Source organism: Massilia sp. CMS3.1, from assembly GCF_051262535.1.
GTDB lineage: Bacteria > Pseudomonadota > Gammaproteobacteria > Burkholderiales > Burkholderiaceae_D > Telluria.
In genome coordinates this window covers 497,685-512,689 of record NZ_JBIMES010000001.1, presented here as the reverse complement: position 1 = coordinate 512,689, position 15,005 = coordinate 497,685, and the positions used below count along the sequence as shown (strand labels likewise).

At 65.5% G+C, this 15,005-nt stretch carries 16 protein-coding genes and 1 pseudogene; 9 read left to right on the top strand and 8 right to left on the bottom strand.

Going from position 1 to position 15,005, the window contains the following annotated elements; genetic code table 11:
- Window positions 1-196 precede the first annotated feature (196 nt).
- Window positions 197-547: a hypothetical protein gene (locus ACHAC9_RS02255; protein ID WP_435756714.1), complete on the bottom strand. Its 351-nt coding sequence runs from the start codon at window positions 545-547 to the stop codon at window positions 197-199.
- 192 nt (window positions 548-739) lie between these two features.
- Here ACHAC9_RS02255 and ACHAC9_RS02250 point away from each other — a divergent pair, with 192 nt between their 5' ends.
- Window positions 740-1,867: a branched-chain amino acid ABC transporter substrate-binding protein gene (locus ACHAC9_RS02250; RefSeq protein WP_435756712.1), complete on the top strand. Its 1,128-nt coding sequence runs from the start codon at window positions 740-742 to the stop codon at window positions 1,865-1,867.
- On the opposite strand, the gene ACHAC9_RS02245 is transcribed toward ACHAC9_RS02250, so the two are convergent.
- A complete protein-coding gene (locus ACHAC9_RS02245) occupies window positions 1,868-2,944 on the bottom strand; it encodes a serine hydrolase domain-containing protein (protein WP_435756709.1) in 1,077 nt (358 codons plus the stop codon). It abuts the gene before it with no gap.
- Window positions 2,945-3,141: 197 nt separating this feature from the next.
- Here ACHAC9_RS02245 and ACHAC9_RS02240 point away from each other — a divergent pair, with 197 nt between their 5' ends.
- The gene (locus tag ACHAC9_RS02240; RefSeq protein WP_435756707.1) at window positions 3,142-5,244 is read left to right on the top strand and encodes a sensor domain-containing protein; all 2,103 of its coding nucleotides are present in this window, start codon (window positions 3,142-3,144) and stop codon (window positions 5,242-5,244) included.
- Window positions 5,245-5,258: 14 nt separating this feature from the next.
- Here ACHAC9_RS02240 and ACHAC9_RS02235 read toward each other — a convergent pair whose 3' ends face one another.
- Both ACHAC9_RS02235 and ACHAC9_RS02230 read right to left on the bottom strand, forming a co-directional pair.
- A complete protein-coding gene (locus ACHAC9_RS02235) occupies window positions 5,259-5,801 on the bottom strand; it encodes a M23 family metallopeptidase (protein WP_435756705.1) in 543 nt (180 codons plus the stop codon).
- 47 nt (window positions 5,802-5,848) lie between these two features.
- On the bottom strand, window positions 5,849-6,217 hold the full coding sequence (locus tag ACHAC9_RS02230; RefSeq protein WP_435756703.1) for a hypothetical protein: 369 nt from the start codon (window positions 6,215-6,217) through the stop codon (window positions 5,849-5,851).
- 212 nt (window positions 6,218-6,429) lie between these two features.
- Here ACHAC9_RS02230 and ACHAC9_RS02225 point away from each other — a divergent pair.
- Window positions 6,430-6,791: pseudogene (locus ACHAC9_RS02225) on the top strand (RNA polymerase subunit sigma-24); the annotation flags it as partial.
- Between the two features lie 59 nt (window positions 6,792-6,850).
- On the opposite strand, the gene ACHAC9_RS02220 reads toward ACHAC9_RS02225, so the two are convergent.
- Complete coding sequence (locus ACHAC9_RS02220; protein ID WP_435756701.1) at window positions 6,851-7,600, bottom strand: anti-sigma factor family protein; 750 nt, start codon at window positions 7,598-7,600, stop codon at window positions 6,851-6,853.
- A 213-nt stretch (window positions 7,601-7,813) separates the two neighbouring features.
- On the opposite strand from ACHAC9_RS02220, the gene ACHAC9_RS02215 reads away from it, so the two are divergent.
- From ACHAC9_RS02215 to ACHAC9_RS02200, 4 genes are read left to right on the top strand one after another with little or no spacing between them, the layout of a single operon-like run.
- Entirely contained in the window at window positions 7,814-8,647 is an 834-nt protein-coding gene (locus ACHAC9_RS02215) for an ABC transporter substrate-binding protein (RefSeq protein WP_435756699.1), read from the top strand.
- A gap of 10 nt (window positions 8,648-8,657) precedes the next feature.
- Window positions 8,658-9,353, top strand: coding sequence for an amino acid ABC transporter permease (locus tag ACHAC9_RS02210; RefSeq protein ID WP_435756697.1), 696 nt, complete (start codon window positions 8,658-8,660; stop codon window positions 9,351-9,353).
- Window positions 9,354-9,360: 7 nt separating this feature from the next.
- Window positions 9,361-10,065 carry an amino acid ABC transporter permease gene (locus ACHAC9_RS02205; protein ID WP_435756695.1) on the top strand — a complete coding sequence of 235 codons (705 nt, stop codon included), beginning with the start codon at window positions 9,361-9,363 and terminating at the stop codon, window positions 10,063-10,065.
- The gene (locus tag ACHAC9_RS02200; protein ID WP_435756693.1) at window positions 10,062-10,790 is read left to right on the top strand and encodes an amino acid ABC transporter ATP-binding protein; all 729 of its coding nucleotides are present in this window, start codon (window positions 10,062-10,064) and stop codon (window positions 10,788-10,790) included. The genes ACHAC9_RS02205 and ACHAC9_RS02200 overlap by 4 nt, the downstream gene beginning before the upstream one ends.
- On the opposite strand, the gene xth is transcribed toward ACHAC9_RS02200, so the two are convergent.
- Complete coding sequence (gene xth, locus ACHAC9_RS02195; protein WP_435756691.1) at window positions 10,791-11,609, bottom strand: exodeoxyribonuclease III; 819 nt, start codon at window positions 11,607-11,609, stop codon at window positions 10,791-10,793.
- A 181-nt stretch (window positions 11,610-11,790) separates the two neighbouring features.
- Between xth and ACHAC9_RS02190 the strand changes: the two genes are divergently transcribed.
- Window positions 11,791-12,303, top strand: coding sequence for a hypothetical protein (locus ACHAC9_RS02190; protein WP_435756689.1), 513 nt, complete (start codon window positions 11,791-11,793; stop codon window positions 12,301-12,303).
- 158 nt (window positions 12,304-12,461) lie between these two features.
- Window positions 12,462-12,848, top strand: coding sequence for a hypothetical protein (locus ACHAC9_RS02185; protein ID WP_435756688.1), 387 nt, complete (start codon window positions 12,462-12,464; stop codon window positions 12,846-12,848).
- 51 nt (window positions 12,849-12,899) lie between these two features.
- On the opposite strand, the gene ACHAC9_RS02180 is transcribed toward ACHAC9_RS02185, so the two are convergent.
- Window positions 12,900-14,024 carry a metallophosphoesterase gene (locus tag ACHAC9_RS02180; protein ID WP_435756686.1) on the bottom strand — a complete coding sequence of 375 codons (1,125 nt, stop codon included), beginning with the start codon at window positions 14,022-14,024 and terminating at the stop codon, window positions 12,900-12,902.
- 7 nt (window positions 14,025-14,031) lie between these two features.
- Window positions 14,032-14,991 (bottom strand): MYG1 family protein, encoded by a 960-nt coding sequence (locus ACHAC9_RS02175; protein ID WP_435756684.1) that lies wholly within the window; start codon window positions 14,989-14,991, stop codon window positions 14,032-14,034.
- Window positions 14,992-15,005: the final 14 nt, after the last annotated feature.

Genomic DNA, 15,005 nt, shown 5'->3' with positions numbered 1-15,005 from the left:
ATTCCTGTCACTACTTTGAACACCGGCGGGGCCGGAACGCGGCGGAAATCAGGCGCGTAGTAGTAGCGCCAGCGATAGGTCGCAAGCGTTTGGCAGGACAGTCGGCAGATGCAGTTGGGGAGTCATTGACTTGACTCTAAGCCGGATGCGGCCAGCCTGTCAAGCGCGATTTGTGCAGTGCGTCACGTGGAATGGCTCAGGGCGGCTGCGGCTGGGTCAGGAAGATCCAGGCCACCATGATGATGACGATGCCGGTGGCCGTGATGCAGGTCCAGGTGAAGAACCATGCCGACAGCAAGGTCGCCTGCAGCGCGCGCTCGACCAGGCAGCCGAGCGCGAAAGCGAGGACGGTGAGGAAGGACCAGCGGCGCAGGTAGACCGGCAGGTATTTGCTAATGAGCCGGTTGTGCTGGGTCGCGGCATGGCGTTCGATCGGCGTGCGCGCGCCGCCGGCGTCCTGGAACAGCCAGTCGAAAAAGATGAAGCGGTAGAGCAGGGTGCGAAAGCGCAGCTGGCTCGTTTCGCTGCCTTGGTGCTCGCTGGTCATGCCGGCTCCTCGTGGACATTGCGCGCAGGTCCAGCCAGTATGCCGCAAGCTGGGCGGGCGACGGCGCGCGGCTCCTCAGGATCATGCATGCCACTGAGGCCACAGGCAACAGCCCCACCGGCCCCCCCCACGCGTCCGGCTCATCCTTGTTATGATTCTTCCTTTCGGCGGCATCGCCATCAAGAGGAATGCATGAACAAGACCCTAGTCGCAGCCGTGCTGCTCGCCATCGCCAGCCTGGCGAACGCCCAGGAAGTCGTCAAAATCGGCCACTCGGCCGCCGTCACCGGACCGGTCGCCTATTTTGGCAAGGACACGGAAAACGGCGCACGCATGGGCATAGAAGCCCTGAACGCGCGCGGCGTCGTCGTTGGCGGCAAGAAGGTGCGCTTCGAGCTGCTGGCCGAGGACGATGGCGGCGACCCGAAGCAGGCGACCAACGTTGCCCAGAAGCTGGTCGACGCGCGTGTGAACGGCGTGGTCGGCCACGAAACCTCGGGCACCACGATCCCGGCCTCGAAGATCTATCACCAGGCCGGCATCCCGCAGATTTCGCCCTCGAGCACGAGCCCGAAATACACCCAGCAAGGTTTCAATACGGCCTTCCGCGTGGTGGCCAACGACGTCCAGCTCGGCCAGGCGCTGGGCCGCTACGCGGTCAAGGAAATGAAAGCCAAACGCGTGGCCGTGATCGACGACCGCACCGCCTATGGCCAGGGCCTGGCGGTGGAGTTCGCCAAGGGCCTCAAGCAGCAGGGCGCGCAGGTGGTGGCGCGCGAGTTCACGCACGACAAGGCAACCGATTTCAACGCCATCCTGACCAAGATCCGCGCCACCAAGCCGGACCTGGTGTTCTTTGGCGGCATGAGCTCCGTGGCCGGGCCGATGCTGCGCCAGATGAAGCAGCTTGGCTTTAACGCGAAAATGATGGGCGGCGACGGCATCTGCTCTGACGAAATCCACAAGCTCTCGGGCGGCGCCATGGCGGACGGCCAGGTGTTCTGCGCCGAAGCCGGTGGCGTCGACGCCGCCTGCCGCGCCGCGCTCGACAAGTTCCGCAGCGACTACAAGAAGCGCTTCGGCATCGAGGTCCAGATCAATGCGCCGTACGCCCACGATGCGGTGATGACGATGGCCGATGCCATGGTCAAGGCCGGTTCGACCGCGCCTGCGAAGTACCTGCCGGTGCTGGCAACAATCCAGTACAAGGGCGTGACCGGCCCGATCGCGTTCGATACCCGCGGCGACATCCGCGACGGCACCATCACGCTCTACACGTTCAAGGGTGGCAAGCGCAGCGTGCTGGCGGTGACCAAGTAATCACCTGTCGAGTGCGCCTAGCAGTGCCAGGCCGATCCTGGCCTGCTCGGACTGCGCCATGTCGGTGTTGTTCAACAAGACCACGGTGCGGCCGTCGACGGGCGAATACGCCAGCAGGGTCTTGTAGCCGCCACTGACGCCCGTTTCCCATGCCAGCGTGCGCATTCCTGCGCCGCTGCCTAGCTGTTTGATCCGCCCGCCCAGCGCATACTCTTCCGGCGCGTGCTGGACCGTCAGCAATTCCCGGCGCGAGGCCGGCGTCAACAAGCCGTTCCCATACACGGCATCGGCAATCTTTACCAGGTCGCTGGCGGTGCTGTAGATGGTGCCGCTGGCGGCCACCATCGGCGGCGCCGGCGGGGTCTTGCGCACCGTTTTCGTCGTTGCGTAGGCCACTGCCATGCGCGGCAGCGTTGCGTACTCCTGGTCCGCAAAGCCGGTGTCGCGCACACCGGCCGGTTCGAACACGAGGCGGGCGACGGTGCGGGAGAATGGTTCGCCCGTGGCGCGCTCGACGGCGCCGGCGATGATGAGCCAGTTCGTGACCGAATAATCGAACTTCGTGCCCGGTGCGAAGCTTAAAGGACCACTGCCGAATTTCAGGGCTGCTTGCGTAGCGGAGATCGTCATGCGCTCCGGACTGCGGTCGCGCTTCATGGCAAGATTCAGGCCGTTCTCGATGCCGCTCGTGTTCGACAGCAGGGTGCGCAAGGTGACCGCGCGGCTGGTGGCGGGCAGCTCCGGCAGCCAGGTCGTGACAGGCTTGTCGAGGTCGAGCTGCTTCTCTTCGACCAGGCGCAGTACCGTCACCGCCGTGATCCATTTCGACACCGAACCGATCATGAAGCGAGCGTCCGGCGCCAGCGAGGCGGGCATTTCGAACTGGGCCTTGCCGTAGGCTTTCACGAGCGCTGCCGCGCCGCGCTTGGCACGCACCAGCACGACGCCGTTATAGTCGGACCCAATCTGCGCATCGATCAAGGCTGCAGGCGGCGCGGTGGGCGTGCCGGCGCAGGCGGACAGGACTGCCAGCAGGGCCAGCGACAGGCAGCGCCTGCGCAGTGGTGTGAAGGGCATGGATTTCCTCGACGGGTTTTGTCAGCCACCAGACTAGCGTAAATATGTTACCAAGGAAATATCGTTCTTCCTGGTGTCGGGGGTTTGTCTCCTTTTTGCGGTGCAGACTATAGACGTGCCGAAACATCCAGCAAGGCGCTACACTGTGCCATCGGATGCCGCCGGCATACGTGCCTGGACCGGGGAGGAATGCAAGCATGAAAACACCGCAGGATGCCACAGCTGCCGATACCGTGGCCGTCAACGCGGCCGGCCCCGATCCCGTCCAGCTGCGGCGCCTGTGGACGCTCGTCGACAACCTCGACGCATGCTTTTATGTGAAGGACGTCGAGGGGCGCTACCTGTTCGCCAACCAGGCCCTGGGGGCCGTCTTCGGCACCGACCCCGCGAACATCGTCGGCAAGTCCGATGCGCTTTTCGTTGAACTGGACGCGTCGAGCATCGGCGCCACCGACCGGCAAACCTGGTCGACCGGCGAAAAAGTCGCCACCGACGAGATCGTCTGCCTGAGGAACGGCGATTGCCGGATGTTTCGCAGCGTCAAGCTGCCGCTGTTCGACGAGGAGCGGCGCGTCATCGGCCTGTGCGGCATCTCGACCGACATCACCGAGCAGCGCCGCGCCGTCGATGAACTCATCGAGCGTAATGCGCTCCTCAACACCGTACTTGCGAACGTCGACGCCGCCATCTACCTGAAGGACCAGGAAGGCCGCTACCTCTACGCCAACGGGCCGGTGCTGGCCCTGCACGGGCGCGACCTGGTTGATCTGGTCGGCCACACCGACAGCGAACTGATGCCGCACGACGCCGCGGCGCGCGTGGCCGCCTATGACGCCGAAGTGCTGGCCGGCGAGGGCGAGGAGACGCGCGAGGAAACCATCATTGGCGCCGATGGTTGCAAGCATCATTTCCGGTCGCGCAAGGTGAGGCTGCAGCTGCCTGGCCAGCCAACCTGCCTGATCGGCTTTTCGACCGAGATCACCGAGCTGCGCGGCTTGCGCCGCCGGCTCGAGCACGAGCGCATCACCGATTCGCTCACCGGCCTGGCCAACCGCGTCATGTTCGAGTCGGCGCTCGAGGAGCAGCTCGTCATGGCCACGCTCGGGGGCGTACGGCTGGCGGTCGTGCTCATCGACCTCGACCAGTTCAAGCTCATCAATAACAGTTTTGGACAGGGCATCGGTGACGAGCTGATCCAGCTCGTCGGCCAGCGCCTGCAGCAATGCAATGTGGTCCTCGGCAGCCTGGCGCGCCTGTCCGGCGACGAATTCGCCTTTATCCTGCCGCATGCCGGTTCCACTGAGGAAGTGGCACGGCAGGTCGAGCAGATCCGCGCCTTTCTCGCGCAACCATACCCGATACTGCGCCAGCCGCTGCACCTGACCTTCAGTGCCGGCGTCGCGCTCTCGCGCGGCAGCCTGCATGGCGCGGCCGAGCTGCTCGGGCGCGCCGAAGCGGCGATGTATTCGGCCAAGGACAATGGGCGCGACCAGTACCGCTTCTATTCGCCTGAACTGGGCGCGACCGTCGACCAGCGCGTGGCGCTCGAGCGCGACCTGCGCGCCGCGATCGGCTCTGCCGAATTCGCGCTGCACTACCAGCCGAAGATGCGGCGCGACGGCAGCATCGCCGGCTTCGAGGCCCTGATCCGCTGGAACCGTCCCGGCGTTGGCCTGGTGGCGCCCGACCAATTCATTCCGCTCGCCGAACAGCTCGGCCTGCTGCTGCACCTGGGGCGCTGGGTCATCGAGCAGGCCTGCCTCCAGATCGCCGCCTGGCGCGACGCGGGCCTGGGCACGATCCCGATCGCTGTCAACCTGTCGACCAGCCAGCTGACCAGCGCCGCGCTGCCCGACTACGTGTTCGGCCTGATGCGCGAGCACGCCATCGAACCCGGCTGCCTGGAGATGGAACTGACCGAGTCGATGATGATGTCCGACCCGGATCTCGCCATTGCGATCCTGCACCGCCTGCGCGGCGGGGGCGTGGCGCTCTCGATCGACGATTTCGGCACCGGTTTTTCGTCGATGTCCTACTTGCGCCAGTTGCCGGTGAACTATCTCAAGCTCGACCGCTCGTTCGTGCAGAACTGCGCCATCGACCCGAAGGACGCCGACCTGTGTGCCGGCATCATGGCGCTGGCACACAAGCTCGACATGCACGTGGTGGCCGAAGGCGTGGAAACGCTGGAACAGCACCGCACGCTGGCCGCCTGCGATTGCGACCTGTTCCAGGGATTTTTGTTCAGCCGGCCGATGTCGGAGCGGGCTGCAACCGAATTTTTACGCAGCGCGCATTGAGGGAGCGGATTGGCTCAGCGCGCATCGATGCCCACGCGCTTGTCCGCCCGCAGCATCGGATACGGATTGATCGCACCCCCCGCCTCATAGATCCCGTAATGCAAATGCGGTGGCGTCCCGGCTGCGTTCCCCGTTGTACCGACATACCCGAGCACGGTCCCGGGCCTGACGCGCTGGCCATTCCCGATGTCGGCAAAGCGGTCGAGATGCGCATAGTAATGGCGCTGCCCGCCCGGCCCCAGCACCCAGACCACCTGGCCGCCGAGGCGATTCGTGGAGACGCGCATTACCACGCCTTCGGTAGCGGCAATCACCGCGGTGCCGCGTTTGGCAAAGATATCGATGCCCTCATGCCTGCGGCCCTCGCTGCGTGCGCCATGCCAGGTATCGCGCAGGGCGCGCGGCGCGACCCCGCGCACCGGCACCGGCAGTGCGGCCGGCACCTCCATGGACGCCAGGCGCATCGTGTACAGCATGTTCTTGATATACGGGCCGAGCAGGGCGTAGCCGCCCAGCAGCAGCGCCGCGAGCACGGCGCTGCTTAAAAGGAATCGCATCGGCTCTCCAAAAGGTGCGTGGCACCAGACAAACGTGTGACGAATGCTTACTGCTCCTTGCCCATCACGTCCTGGTCGAGGCTGTGACCGAGCCCGCCCTGGGCGTTCTGTCCTGTTTGCCCGCTTTGCTCGCTGCCGCCGCTCCGGTTACCCGGCTTACCCTGCGGCTGCTGCGCCGGCCTGGCGCGTGTGCCGCGGCCGAGTGCCGGCGTCGTGTCCTCATCCTCGAGGTCGGCCGACTGGCGGTTGCCCGCGCGGTTGCCGCTGTCGCCGGGAGATGGCATGCCGATGCCGCCGTCGCGCGTCCCGGTGTTCAGGTTGCCGGTGGTGCCGGTGATACCCGCGCTGCTCGTGCCCACGCCCGTCAGTTCGTCGTAGTTGCGGCCTTTCGTTCCCCTGCCTTTGTTCTCGCTCATAGCTGCCTCCTGCTGTCGGTGACTGGTTCCCCCATGGTAACCGCCGGCGGGCAAGGGACAATAGGCGCATGCGAGAGGGCCTTGTAGGAGGTTTCGCACGCTTGATCGACACCGTCATTGCAGTCATGGCCGCCATGCTTTACTCGACCGGCGCCGCGTTGCATACTGCTTGCTCTTGTGTCTACATGTGTCAAGGGGTGGCGCGCGCCGGGCTGCCGGGTGTGCCGGGACCGTATGCGCTGCAGGCCGCAATCGCCGTCTGCCACGCCAGGGCGCGTACGGCGCAGGATACCGACTGGGCCCGGATTGCCGCGCTGTACGGGGAACTGGCGCGCGTGAGCCCGTCGCCGTGGTCGAGCTGAACCGGGCGGTGGGGGTCGGCATGGCCGAGGGACCGGCGGCCGGGCTGGCGCTGATCGACGCTTTGGCGGCTAGCCGGGCGCTGGAGCGCTACCAGTGGCTGCCGAGTGTGCGTGGAGATTTGCTCGAAAAGCTGGGCCGTCGCGCTGACGCGGCTGCCGAGTTTGCGCACGCGGCGGGGATGGCGGCGAATGCGCGCGAGCGGGCCTTGCTGGGCATGCACGTCGGGTCTGATCAAACGTTCTCCAAAGCGGCGGGCGTCGACGCAGTGCCTCAGCGTTTCCAGCCGCGCGTGCGCGCCGTGCGTTCGGCAGCGGCGTTCAGGGCGGTCCCGGTGATGCGCTCGTCGATGGCATCGAGCACCGCTTCCGGCGTCGCGCCGGCGGCTTGCCGGTCCTCGCCACGGGCCGCGCGGGTTTCACTCAGGACGGGAATGCGCCAGGTGTCGCCGTCGCGGCAGGCCAGGCCCGCGCTGGCCCCCACCCGGAAGCTGCGGCAGTAGCCGCCGTCGCGGCTGGCGAAGCTCACGCCCATACGCACCGGGCTGGTTGGCGCCGGGTCACTCGCCAGCTGGCGCCACAGCGCACCGGCCAGCTGGCCGCGTGCGACCAGGCGGCCGTGTGCATCGGCCGTCACCATGCTGCCGTCGCCGCTGCTGCCGTCGAACCAGAGGCTGCCGGCCAGCACCCCAAGCACCAAAGCGGCAGTCAGCGCGCCCCAGCGCGGCCAGGCGCTGCGCTGCGGCGCCGGCGCCGCTGGCGGGGCCGCATCGCGCGCCCTCGCACTACGGGCCGCCTCAAACGAGAGCACCTTGCCGGGCGCGGCCGGCTGCGGGTGTGACGGCGCCGGTTCGTTAAGCACGCCGGCAAACGCAGTCACCACCTCGCGGCGCTGGGCGCGGTGGCGTTCGACAATGGCGGCCAGCGTCGGATCGGCGCGCACGGCGCGTTCGACTTCGCTGCGTTTCGGTTCTTGCAGCGCGCCGTCGGCATACGCCATCAAGATTTCATCAGGGTAGTTCATGTAACAATTCTTTCGTCGATCAAGCTGGACAGGCGCTCAGTATATTGCTCGCTGCGGCTAAGCGCGAGTTCCATTGCAAGCCGCACGGGCTCGCCGCCCTTATGCCAGATTCACATGTTCTTATAGGAATTCGATCCTTCGCCCAATCATTCACATGGCGTATACTCTTCGGTCCGTTTATTTAACCTGCTTATTCACGCCGTTGGAGATCTCATGGCCACCCGCCGCACCCTGCTTGCCTGCGCGATCGCGCTTTCTGCCCAACTGGCCGTCGCCGCTACCGCTCACGCCGACCAGCTCGCCGACATCAAGAAGAAGGGCGAAATCGTCTTCGGCGTGCTCGGCACCGACGAGCCGAACAGTTTTATCGACCCCAAGACGCGCGAACTGGTCGGCTACGAAATCGACCTGGCCAAAGCCGTGGCGAAGAAAATCGGCGTCAAGCCGGTGTTCAAGCAGATGTCGGTCGCCGCACGCATCCCCGAGCTGCAGCAGGGCCATGTCGACGTGCTGGCGGCAACGCTCACCCACAACAAGGAGCGCGAATCGCAGGTCGATTTCGCGCTGACCCATTTCGTGACCGGCTCGAAAGTCATGGTGCGCGCGGCCAGCGGCGTCACTGCGCTGCCTCAACTGGGCGGCAAGAAGGTCGTCACGGTCCGTGGCGGCACCCAGGAAACGAACATCCGCGCCGCCGTGCCGACCGCCACTGTCGTGACCTTCGAGAATACCCAGCAAGCGTTCCAGGCCCTGCAGCAGGGCAAAGGCATCGCCTATGTCAACGACGAGTCCTCGCTGCTGGCCGACTACGGCAAGCTCGGTCCGAATGCGAAGAACTTCACGATCCTGCTGAACAGCATCGGCATCGAATCGATCGCGCTCGGCCTGCGCAAAGGGGAAAAGAGCCTGAAGGCGGTCGTCGACGCGACCTTGCGCGACCTGGAAACGACGGGCGCGGCGAACACCCTGTTCAACAAGTGGTACGGTCCGGGCACGCGCGCGAACATTGCCAAGCGCGCCTTCACCATCCATACCGACAAGCTCTGAGTCCTCCCAGTTGACGTTTTTCGACCCAAGCCTGATCCAGACCGGCCAGTACCACGACTGGCTGGTGCAGGGATTCATCGTCTCGCTGCAGCTGCTCGCTTTCAGCTTCGTGATCGCACTGCCGCTGGGTGTGGCGATCGCGCTGATGCGCACCTCCACCAGCGGCGTGCTGCGCGCAATTGGTGCCAGTGTGGTGGAGGGGATCCGCAACGTGCCGCTGTTGGCGCACCTGCTGTTCTGGTACTTCGCCTTCCCCGAGCTGCTGCCGGAAGAGGTCAAACTGGCCCTCTACGACAGCAACCCCGAATTCATCTGCGCCGTCATTGCGCTGTCCCTGTACGCCGGCGTCCACATGGCCGAGGACATCCGCAGCGGGATCCGCGCGGTGCCCGCCGCCCAGATGGAAGCGGCACGTTCGCTCGGCCTGGGGCGCATCGCCGCGCTGCGCCTGGTGCTGCTGCCGCAGTCGATCCGCATTGCTGTGCCGCCGCTGCTGTCGCAGACGGTCAACCTGTGGAAAGACACGAGTGTCGCCACCGTCATCGGCGCGGCCGAGATGATGTACCAGGCCGCGCGCGTCGAGACGGCGACCTTCCGCAGCGTCGAAGCCTTCACCTTCGCCACGCTGGCCTATGTGAGCGTGTCGCTGGCGATCTCCCTGGCCGCGCAGCTGTACGCGCGCCGCTTCCCGGTGCGGACGAACTGAGGCATTGATGATTGAACTGATCCAGGACTATTGGCTGTACTTCCTCGTCGGCCAATACCCGAACGGGCCGCTCGGCGGACTGGCCCTGACCGTGCTGTTATCCGGGGCGGCGCTGCTGCTGGCCATGCCGCTTGGCCTGGTGCTGGGCGTGGCGCGCGTCAGCCCCTGGCGCGCGGTGCGCTGGCCGGTGGCCGTGCTGGTGCAGCTGGTACGCGCCGTGCCCTTGCTGCTGGTCGTGTTCTGGGCCTACTTCTTCCTGCCGGCCGTGACCGGCGTGAAAACCGGGCAGGCCACGACCATGCTGATGACGCTCGTGTTGTTCGATGCCGTGTACCTGGCCGAGATCGTCGGCGCCGGCATCAAGTCGCTGCCGAAGGGCCAGTTCGAAGGGGCGCGCTCGCTCGGCCTTTCTTACGGCCAGGCGCTGCGCCTCGTGATCTTGCCGCAGGCGCTGCGCCATGTGTCGCCGTCGCTGGTGAGCCAGCTGGTGGCGACCATCAAGGCCACCTCGCTGGGCTATATCATCGGCTTGTCCGAAGTGTCGTTCATCGCCACCCAGGTCAACACGCTGGTGTTTACCAAGGCGGTCGAGGTCTATATCGTACTCGCCGCAACCTACTTTATTTTGTGCTTTGGCCTGTCGCGCCTGGCCTTCCTGCTGGAGCTCCGCCTGAATCGGCGCCCGGCGCCCGTACCAGAGGTAAGTCCATGATCCATCTCGAAGGCGTCAACAAGTGGTACGGCCAGTATCACGCGCTGGTCGATATCGACGAGCGCGTCGCAAAAAATGAAGTGGTGGTGGTCTGCGGCCCCTCGGGCTCGGGCAAGTCGACCCTGATCCGCACGATCAACCGCCTGGAAGAAATCGACGGCGGACGCATTGCCGTCGACGGGCGCGATATCCATGCGCGCGGGGGCGATGTGAATGCGCTGCGCGCGGGCATCGGCTTCGTGTTCCAGCACTTTAATTTGTTCCCGCATTTGACGGCCCTGGAAAACTGCATGCTCGCGCCCGTCAACCTGAAGCGCGCCACCAAGGCCGAAGCGCGTGCGTATGCGATGGAGCTGTTGGAGGGCGTGGGCCTGGCGCACAAGGCCGCTGCCTACCCGCACGAACTGTCGGGCGGCCAGCAGCAGCGCGTGGCGATTGCGCGCGCACTGGCGATGCGCCCGCCGGTCATGCTGTTCGACGAGCCGACCAGCGCGCTCGACCCGGAAATGGTCGGCGAAGTGCTGCAGGTGATGCGCAAACTGGCCGGGCAGGGGATGACCATGGTCTGCGTGACCCACGAAATGGGCTTCGCGCGCGACGTCGCCGACCGCATCCTGTTCATGAGCGAAGGCCGCATCCTGGAGCGGGCAGCACCGGAAGACTTCTTCACCAGGCCCGGCCATCCGCGCGCGCAGCAGTTCCTGCAAGATCGCAGCGGCCGCTGATCAGACTTGTGTCGTTCCTTTCGCCGCTTTTTTCGTGTTCAGCGCGGCGAGGTCGAGGTCGATCCAGGTCGGCACGTGGTCGCTCGGCTTTTCGCGCCCGCGGATATCGTGGTCCACCCCGGCCGCGCGCAGCGCAGGCGCCAGGGCCGGGCTCAGCAGCAGGTGATCGATGCGGATGCCTGCGTTGCGGCCATACGCATTACGGAAATAGTCATAGAAGGTGTAGATGACTTCATCCGGATGCATCGCGCGCAGCGCATCGAGCCAGCCCTGGTTCACCAGCCGGTGGAAGGCTTCGCGCGACTCGGGGCGGAACAGGGCGTCGGTCAGCCAGCGCTCCGGCTTGTAGACGTCGAGCTCGGTAGGGATCACGTTGTAGTCGCCCGCCATCACGACCGGCGCGCCGCTCTCGAGCAGTTGCTGGGCGCGCGTGATCAGGCGCTCCATCCAGGCCAATTTATAGTCGAACTTCGGTCCCGGCGCCGGATTGCCGTTGGGCAGATACAGGCAGGCGACCACGACCTCGCCGATGACCGCCTCCAGGTAACGGCTCTGCTCGTCGCTATCGTCGCCCGGCAGGCCACGCGTGACCTCGACCGGGTCGGTGCCGCGCGCCAGGATCGCCACGCCGTTCCAGCTTTTTTGCCCCTGCCAGATCGCCCCGTAGCCGGCGGCGTTGATCTCGGCCAGCGGAAAGCGTTCCTGCGGTGCTTTCAGTTCTTGCAGGCATGCCACGTCCGGCTTTTTTTCTTCGAGGTACTCCAGCAAGGCCGGGAGGCGGCTGCCGATACCGTTAATGTTAAAGGTCGCAATGCGCATTTTTTCTCCGTTCCGATGAGGTGATCAAGTTAGCTCAGCCGGGATGACACTGGCGCACGGCAGCATGTCGATGTTTTCAAAAAAACATGTGTCTGCAGCACCACAAAAATGGCTGAGCGTGCGCGGCATTTTTTGCAAAATGGATATTATTATTAAATCTTAATTTACCCCGGAGACACACATGTTCACTTCCTTCCTGCGCACGATCGCCCGTCCAGCTGCCGCCACCCTTTTACTGGCTGCATCGGCCGCGGCATCTGCCGGAAACTGGGAAGTCCAGACCCTCGACGTCGAAGGCGTGCTGGTTGAAGCGGTCGGCCCGGCCGACCGTTGCCTGTCGAAATTCGGCGGCACGATCAGCGGTCATGGCACGAGCAATCTGATGGGCGGCAAGGTGGTCTTCATCGCCACCGACTGCATCACCCCGGTCGGCCCGCTGTTCAACTTCAGCGGCGGCAAGTTCATCGTCATGACGACCTCGGGCGACCAGATCTACGCCAACTACAGCGGCCAGATGGTGCCAACCGGCGTGGGCGCGCAATACGTGTTTTCCGGCGCGACCTTCCAGGTCACTGGCGGCACCGGCAAGTTCTCCAAAGTCACCGGTGGCGGCACGCTGACCGGCGGTGAAGACATGATCACCGGCGCCGGCACGATCAAGCTGAGTGGCCGCGTCCTGTCTTTCAAGAACTGATCGTATTCAGCTCGCGGGAACGGCGCCATTGGCGCCGTTTTTTTTCGTCCATTTTCTGCGCCGTGCGGCCAGTCCTACAGCAGCTTCGCGCGTGCGCCGATTGCTCCGGCGCGCGGTGGAGCTAAGATGGCGGGATACCAACGAACGAGGAGAAAACGATGTCGACACAAGACGACAAGAAGGACGTGCATGGCCGCTCCTGGGACCAGATCACGAAGCACGGCACCAGCAGCGCCGGCAGCATGGGCGTGGGCGGCACGGGCGACAGCGGCAAGCTGCAGGGCGACGGCAGCGAGCAAGCAGCCGGCCGCACCGACGACCTGCTCGACGACGGCTCGGCGCCGACGGGCGACAAGGGTTTTTCGAGCGGCGGCGGACGGGTGGAGACCGGGCTGGAAGGCATCGGCAACTTGACCGGTGGCGCAAAGGGCAATCGTCAATCGACGCAGCCGGAGGCGCACAACCAGCACGGTTCTCAAGGCGCGCGTGCGTCGGATGAAGGACGGGACGAAGATCCGGCATCCACAGGCAGGCAGAACCGCTAAGCCGACTCTGGCGCAGTACGAGCAGGCGATGCTCGACTGCGGCCGGGGTTTCTAGGTCGGGTCTGCCGGGCGTGGGGCGCGCAGCGTGATCTTCACGATCTCGCCCGGTTGCCAGAGGCGCATTCGCGGCCCCCAACTGCCCGCGCCGCGGCTGATGACCAGCGCCATCTGGTCCACTTGGTGCTGCCCGACGAGCTGCGGAAAGCGGTGCTGCACCAGGTAGCTGAAGGGCCAGATCTGGCCGCCGTGCGTATGACCCGACAGCATCAGGCCGACGCCGCGCGCGGCCGCCATGTCGATGACGGGCGCAGCCGGGATGTGCGAGAGCAGGATCGTGGCCATGTTTGTGGACGCCGGCAAGAGCGCATCCAGGTCCGCCGTGATCGTGCCGCCTGCGCGCATCCTGCTGCCGACGTCCTCGATCCCTGCCAGCACCAGGCCCGGCGCCAGTTCCACTTTGCGGTCGCGCAGCCAGCGCACGCCGCCATCCTCGAATTCGCGCACCGTGGTTTCGACGTCGCCATAGAACTCATGGTTGCCGGTCACCGCCCAGACACCGCGCGGCGCTTTCAAACCACGCAAGGCAGTTGCCAGGCGCGGCTCGCCCAGCGGATTGTCCTCGACCTGGTCGCCGACCATCAGCACGGCGGCGGGGTTCAAGGCATTGATCTGCGCCACCCGGTCTTCCATCCAGTCGGCACGGCGCTGGGCGCCCAGGTGCAGATCGGTGACCATGACCACGACGATACCGTCGAGCGCGGCCGGCAGGTTCGGCATCACCACTTCCTGTTCGACCACGACCGGCGCGCGTACGCCCTGGAAGATCGCAAAGCCGGCGAGCACGACGCCGGCCACCGCCGCAATGCCGAGTACGCGCTGCGCGCGAGCGCGCCACCAGAACCCGAAACCGGTCGCGATGTCCGCCGCCAGCAGGCACAAGGTCATCACGAACATGACCCCGAGCCAGGTCAGCGCGAACTGTCCCGGCCACCAGCGCCAGTCGATCGCTTCGTCACCCAGGTGCACGCCGGCCAGGTAGACCAGCCACAGGAGGACGGCGCCGACCCACCAGGCTGTTGCCGGCACGCGCGTGCGAACCGGATCGAGACGGTACAGGCGATGCGCGACGTAGAAGTGAAACAGGGAACCGATGACGTTCAGGACGATGGAAAACATGTCGTTGTTACTCTACCACTGCTGTCTGCGCCACGTCCTGCAGCGCCAGGCGCGCCAGCTCGCGGATGCCTTCATACGACTTGGCCGCCGCGATGAAGCGTCCGTTATGGCAGAAGGTCGCATCCGGCACGCCCGTGACGCGCGCCAGATCGGCGTCGCGCAGGCCGGCCCAGGCTTCCGGCAGGTCGGCCCGGGCGTCGAAACTCTCGGCATTGAGCGGCACCGCATGGATCATGTAGCGCTGCTCGGCGATGCTGTGGCTGATGACGAAGAGCACCTTCGGCATCTCCTTGCGCACGACCGTGGTCCAGGGCAGGGCGCCGTTACTCAAGAAGAGCAGCTTGCCGTCTTCGAGCACTTCGGCGCCGCGCACCTGTTCCAGCGCCAGCAGCGCGCCGACCCGGTACTTGACCGAATTGATCATGATGTCGGTGAGGAGCGCCATCGCCTTGCGAAATTGCGCCAGGCGATATGCGTCGGTGGCCTCGCCGTAGCCGAGCCGCTGCTCGTCCATCCAGTTCGGATTGAAGCCGGAGACGATCGCCGACAGGCCATAGCCGCCAGGTGCATTCTTGGCCGCGCCGACGTCCGACAAATCGAGGTACTGGACGATGTCGGCATCGATCGCATACGCCAATTGTTGGCAGGCGTCCGCGCCGAGCGTGCGGCCGGTGTGTTCGAGTGCGAGCGCCGCGACGCAGCGTGCGCCGAATTCGCGCCAGACCAGGCCGGCGCTGGCATACGGCACGCCGCTCTGTCGGGTGGTAGCGAAACCCTTCTGGTGATGGTCGAAGCGGCCCGTGGCCGGATCGTGGATGCCGCCGACGTCGATCGCGAAATCGGCCCCTTCGATGGTGGCCGTGTCGCGCGTGCGTACCAGTTCGCTGTCCGGGTACAGGATGAACAGGACGGCCACCGCCCATGCGTCGTCCGCGTGAAATTTGCCGCTATGCGTTACCACTACCATACCCAACTCCCATC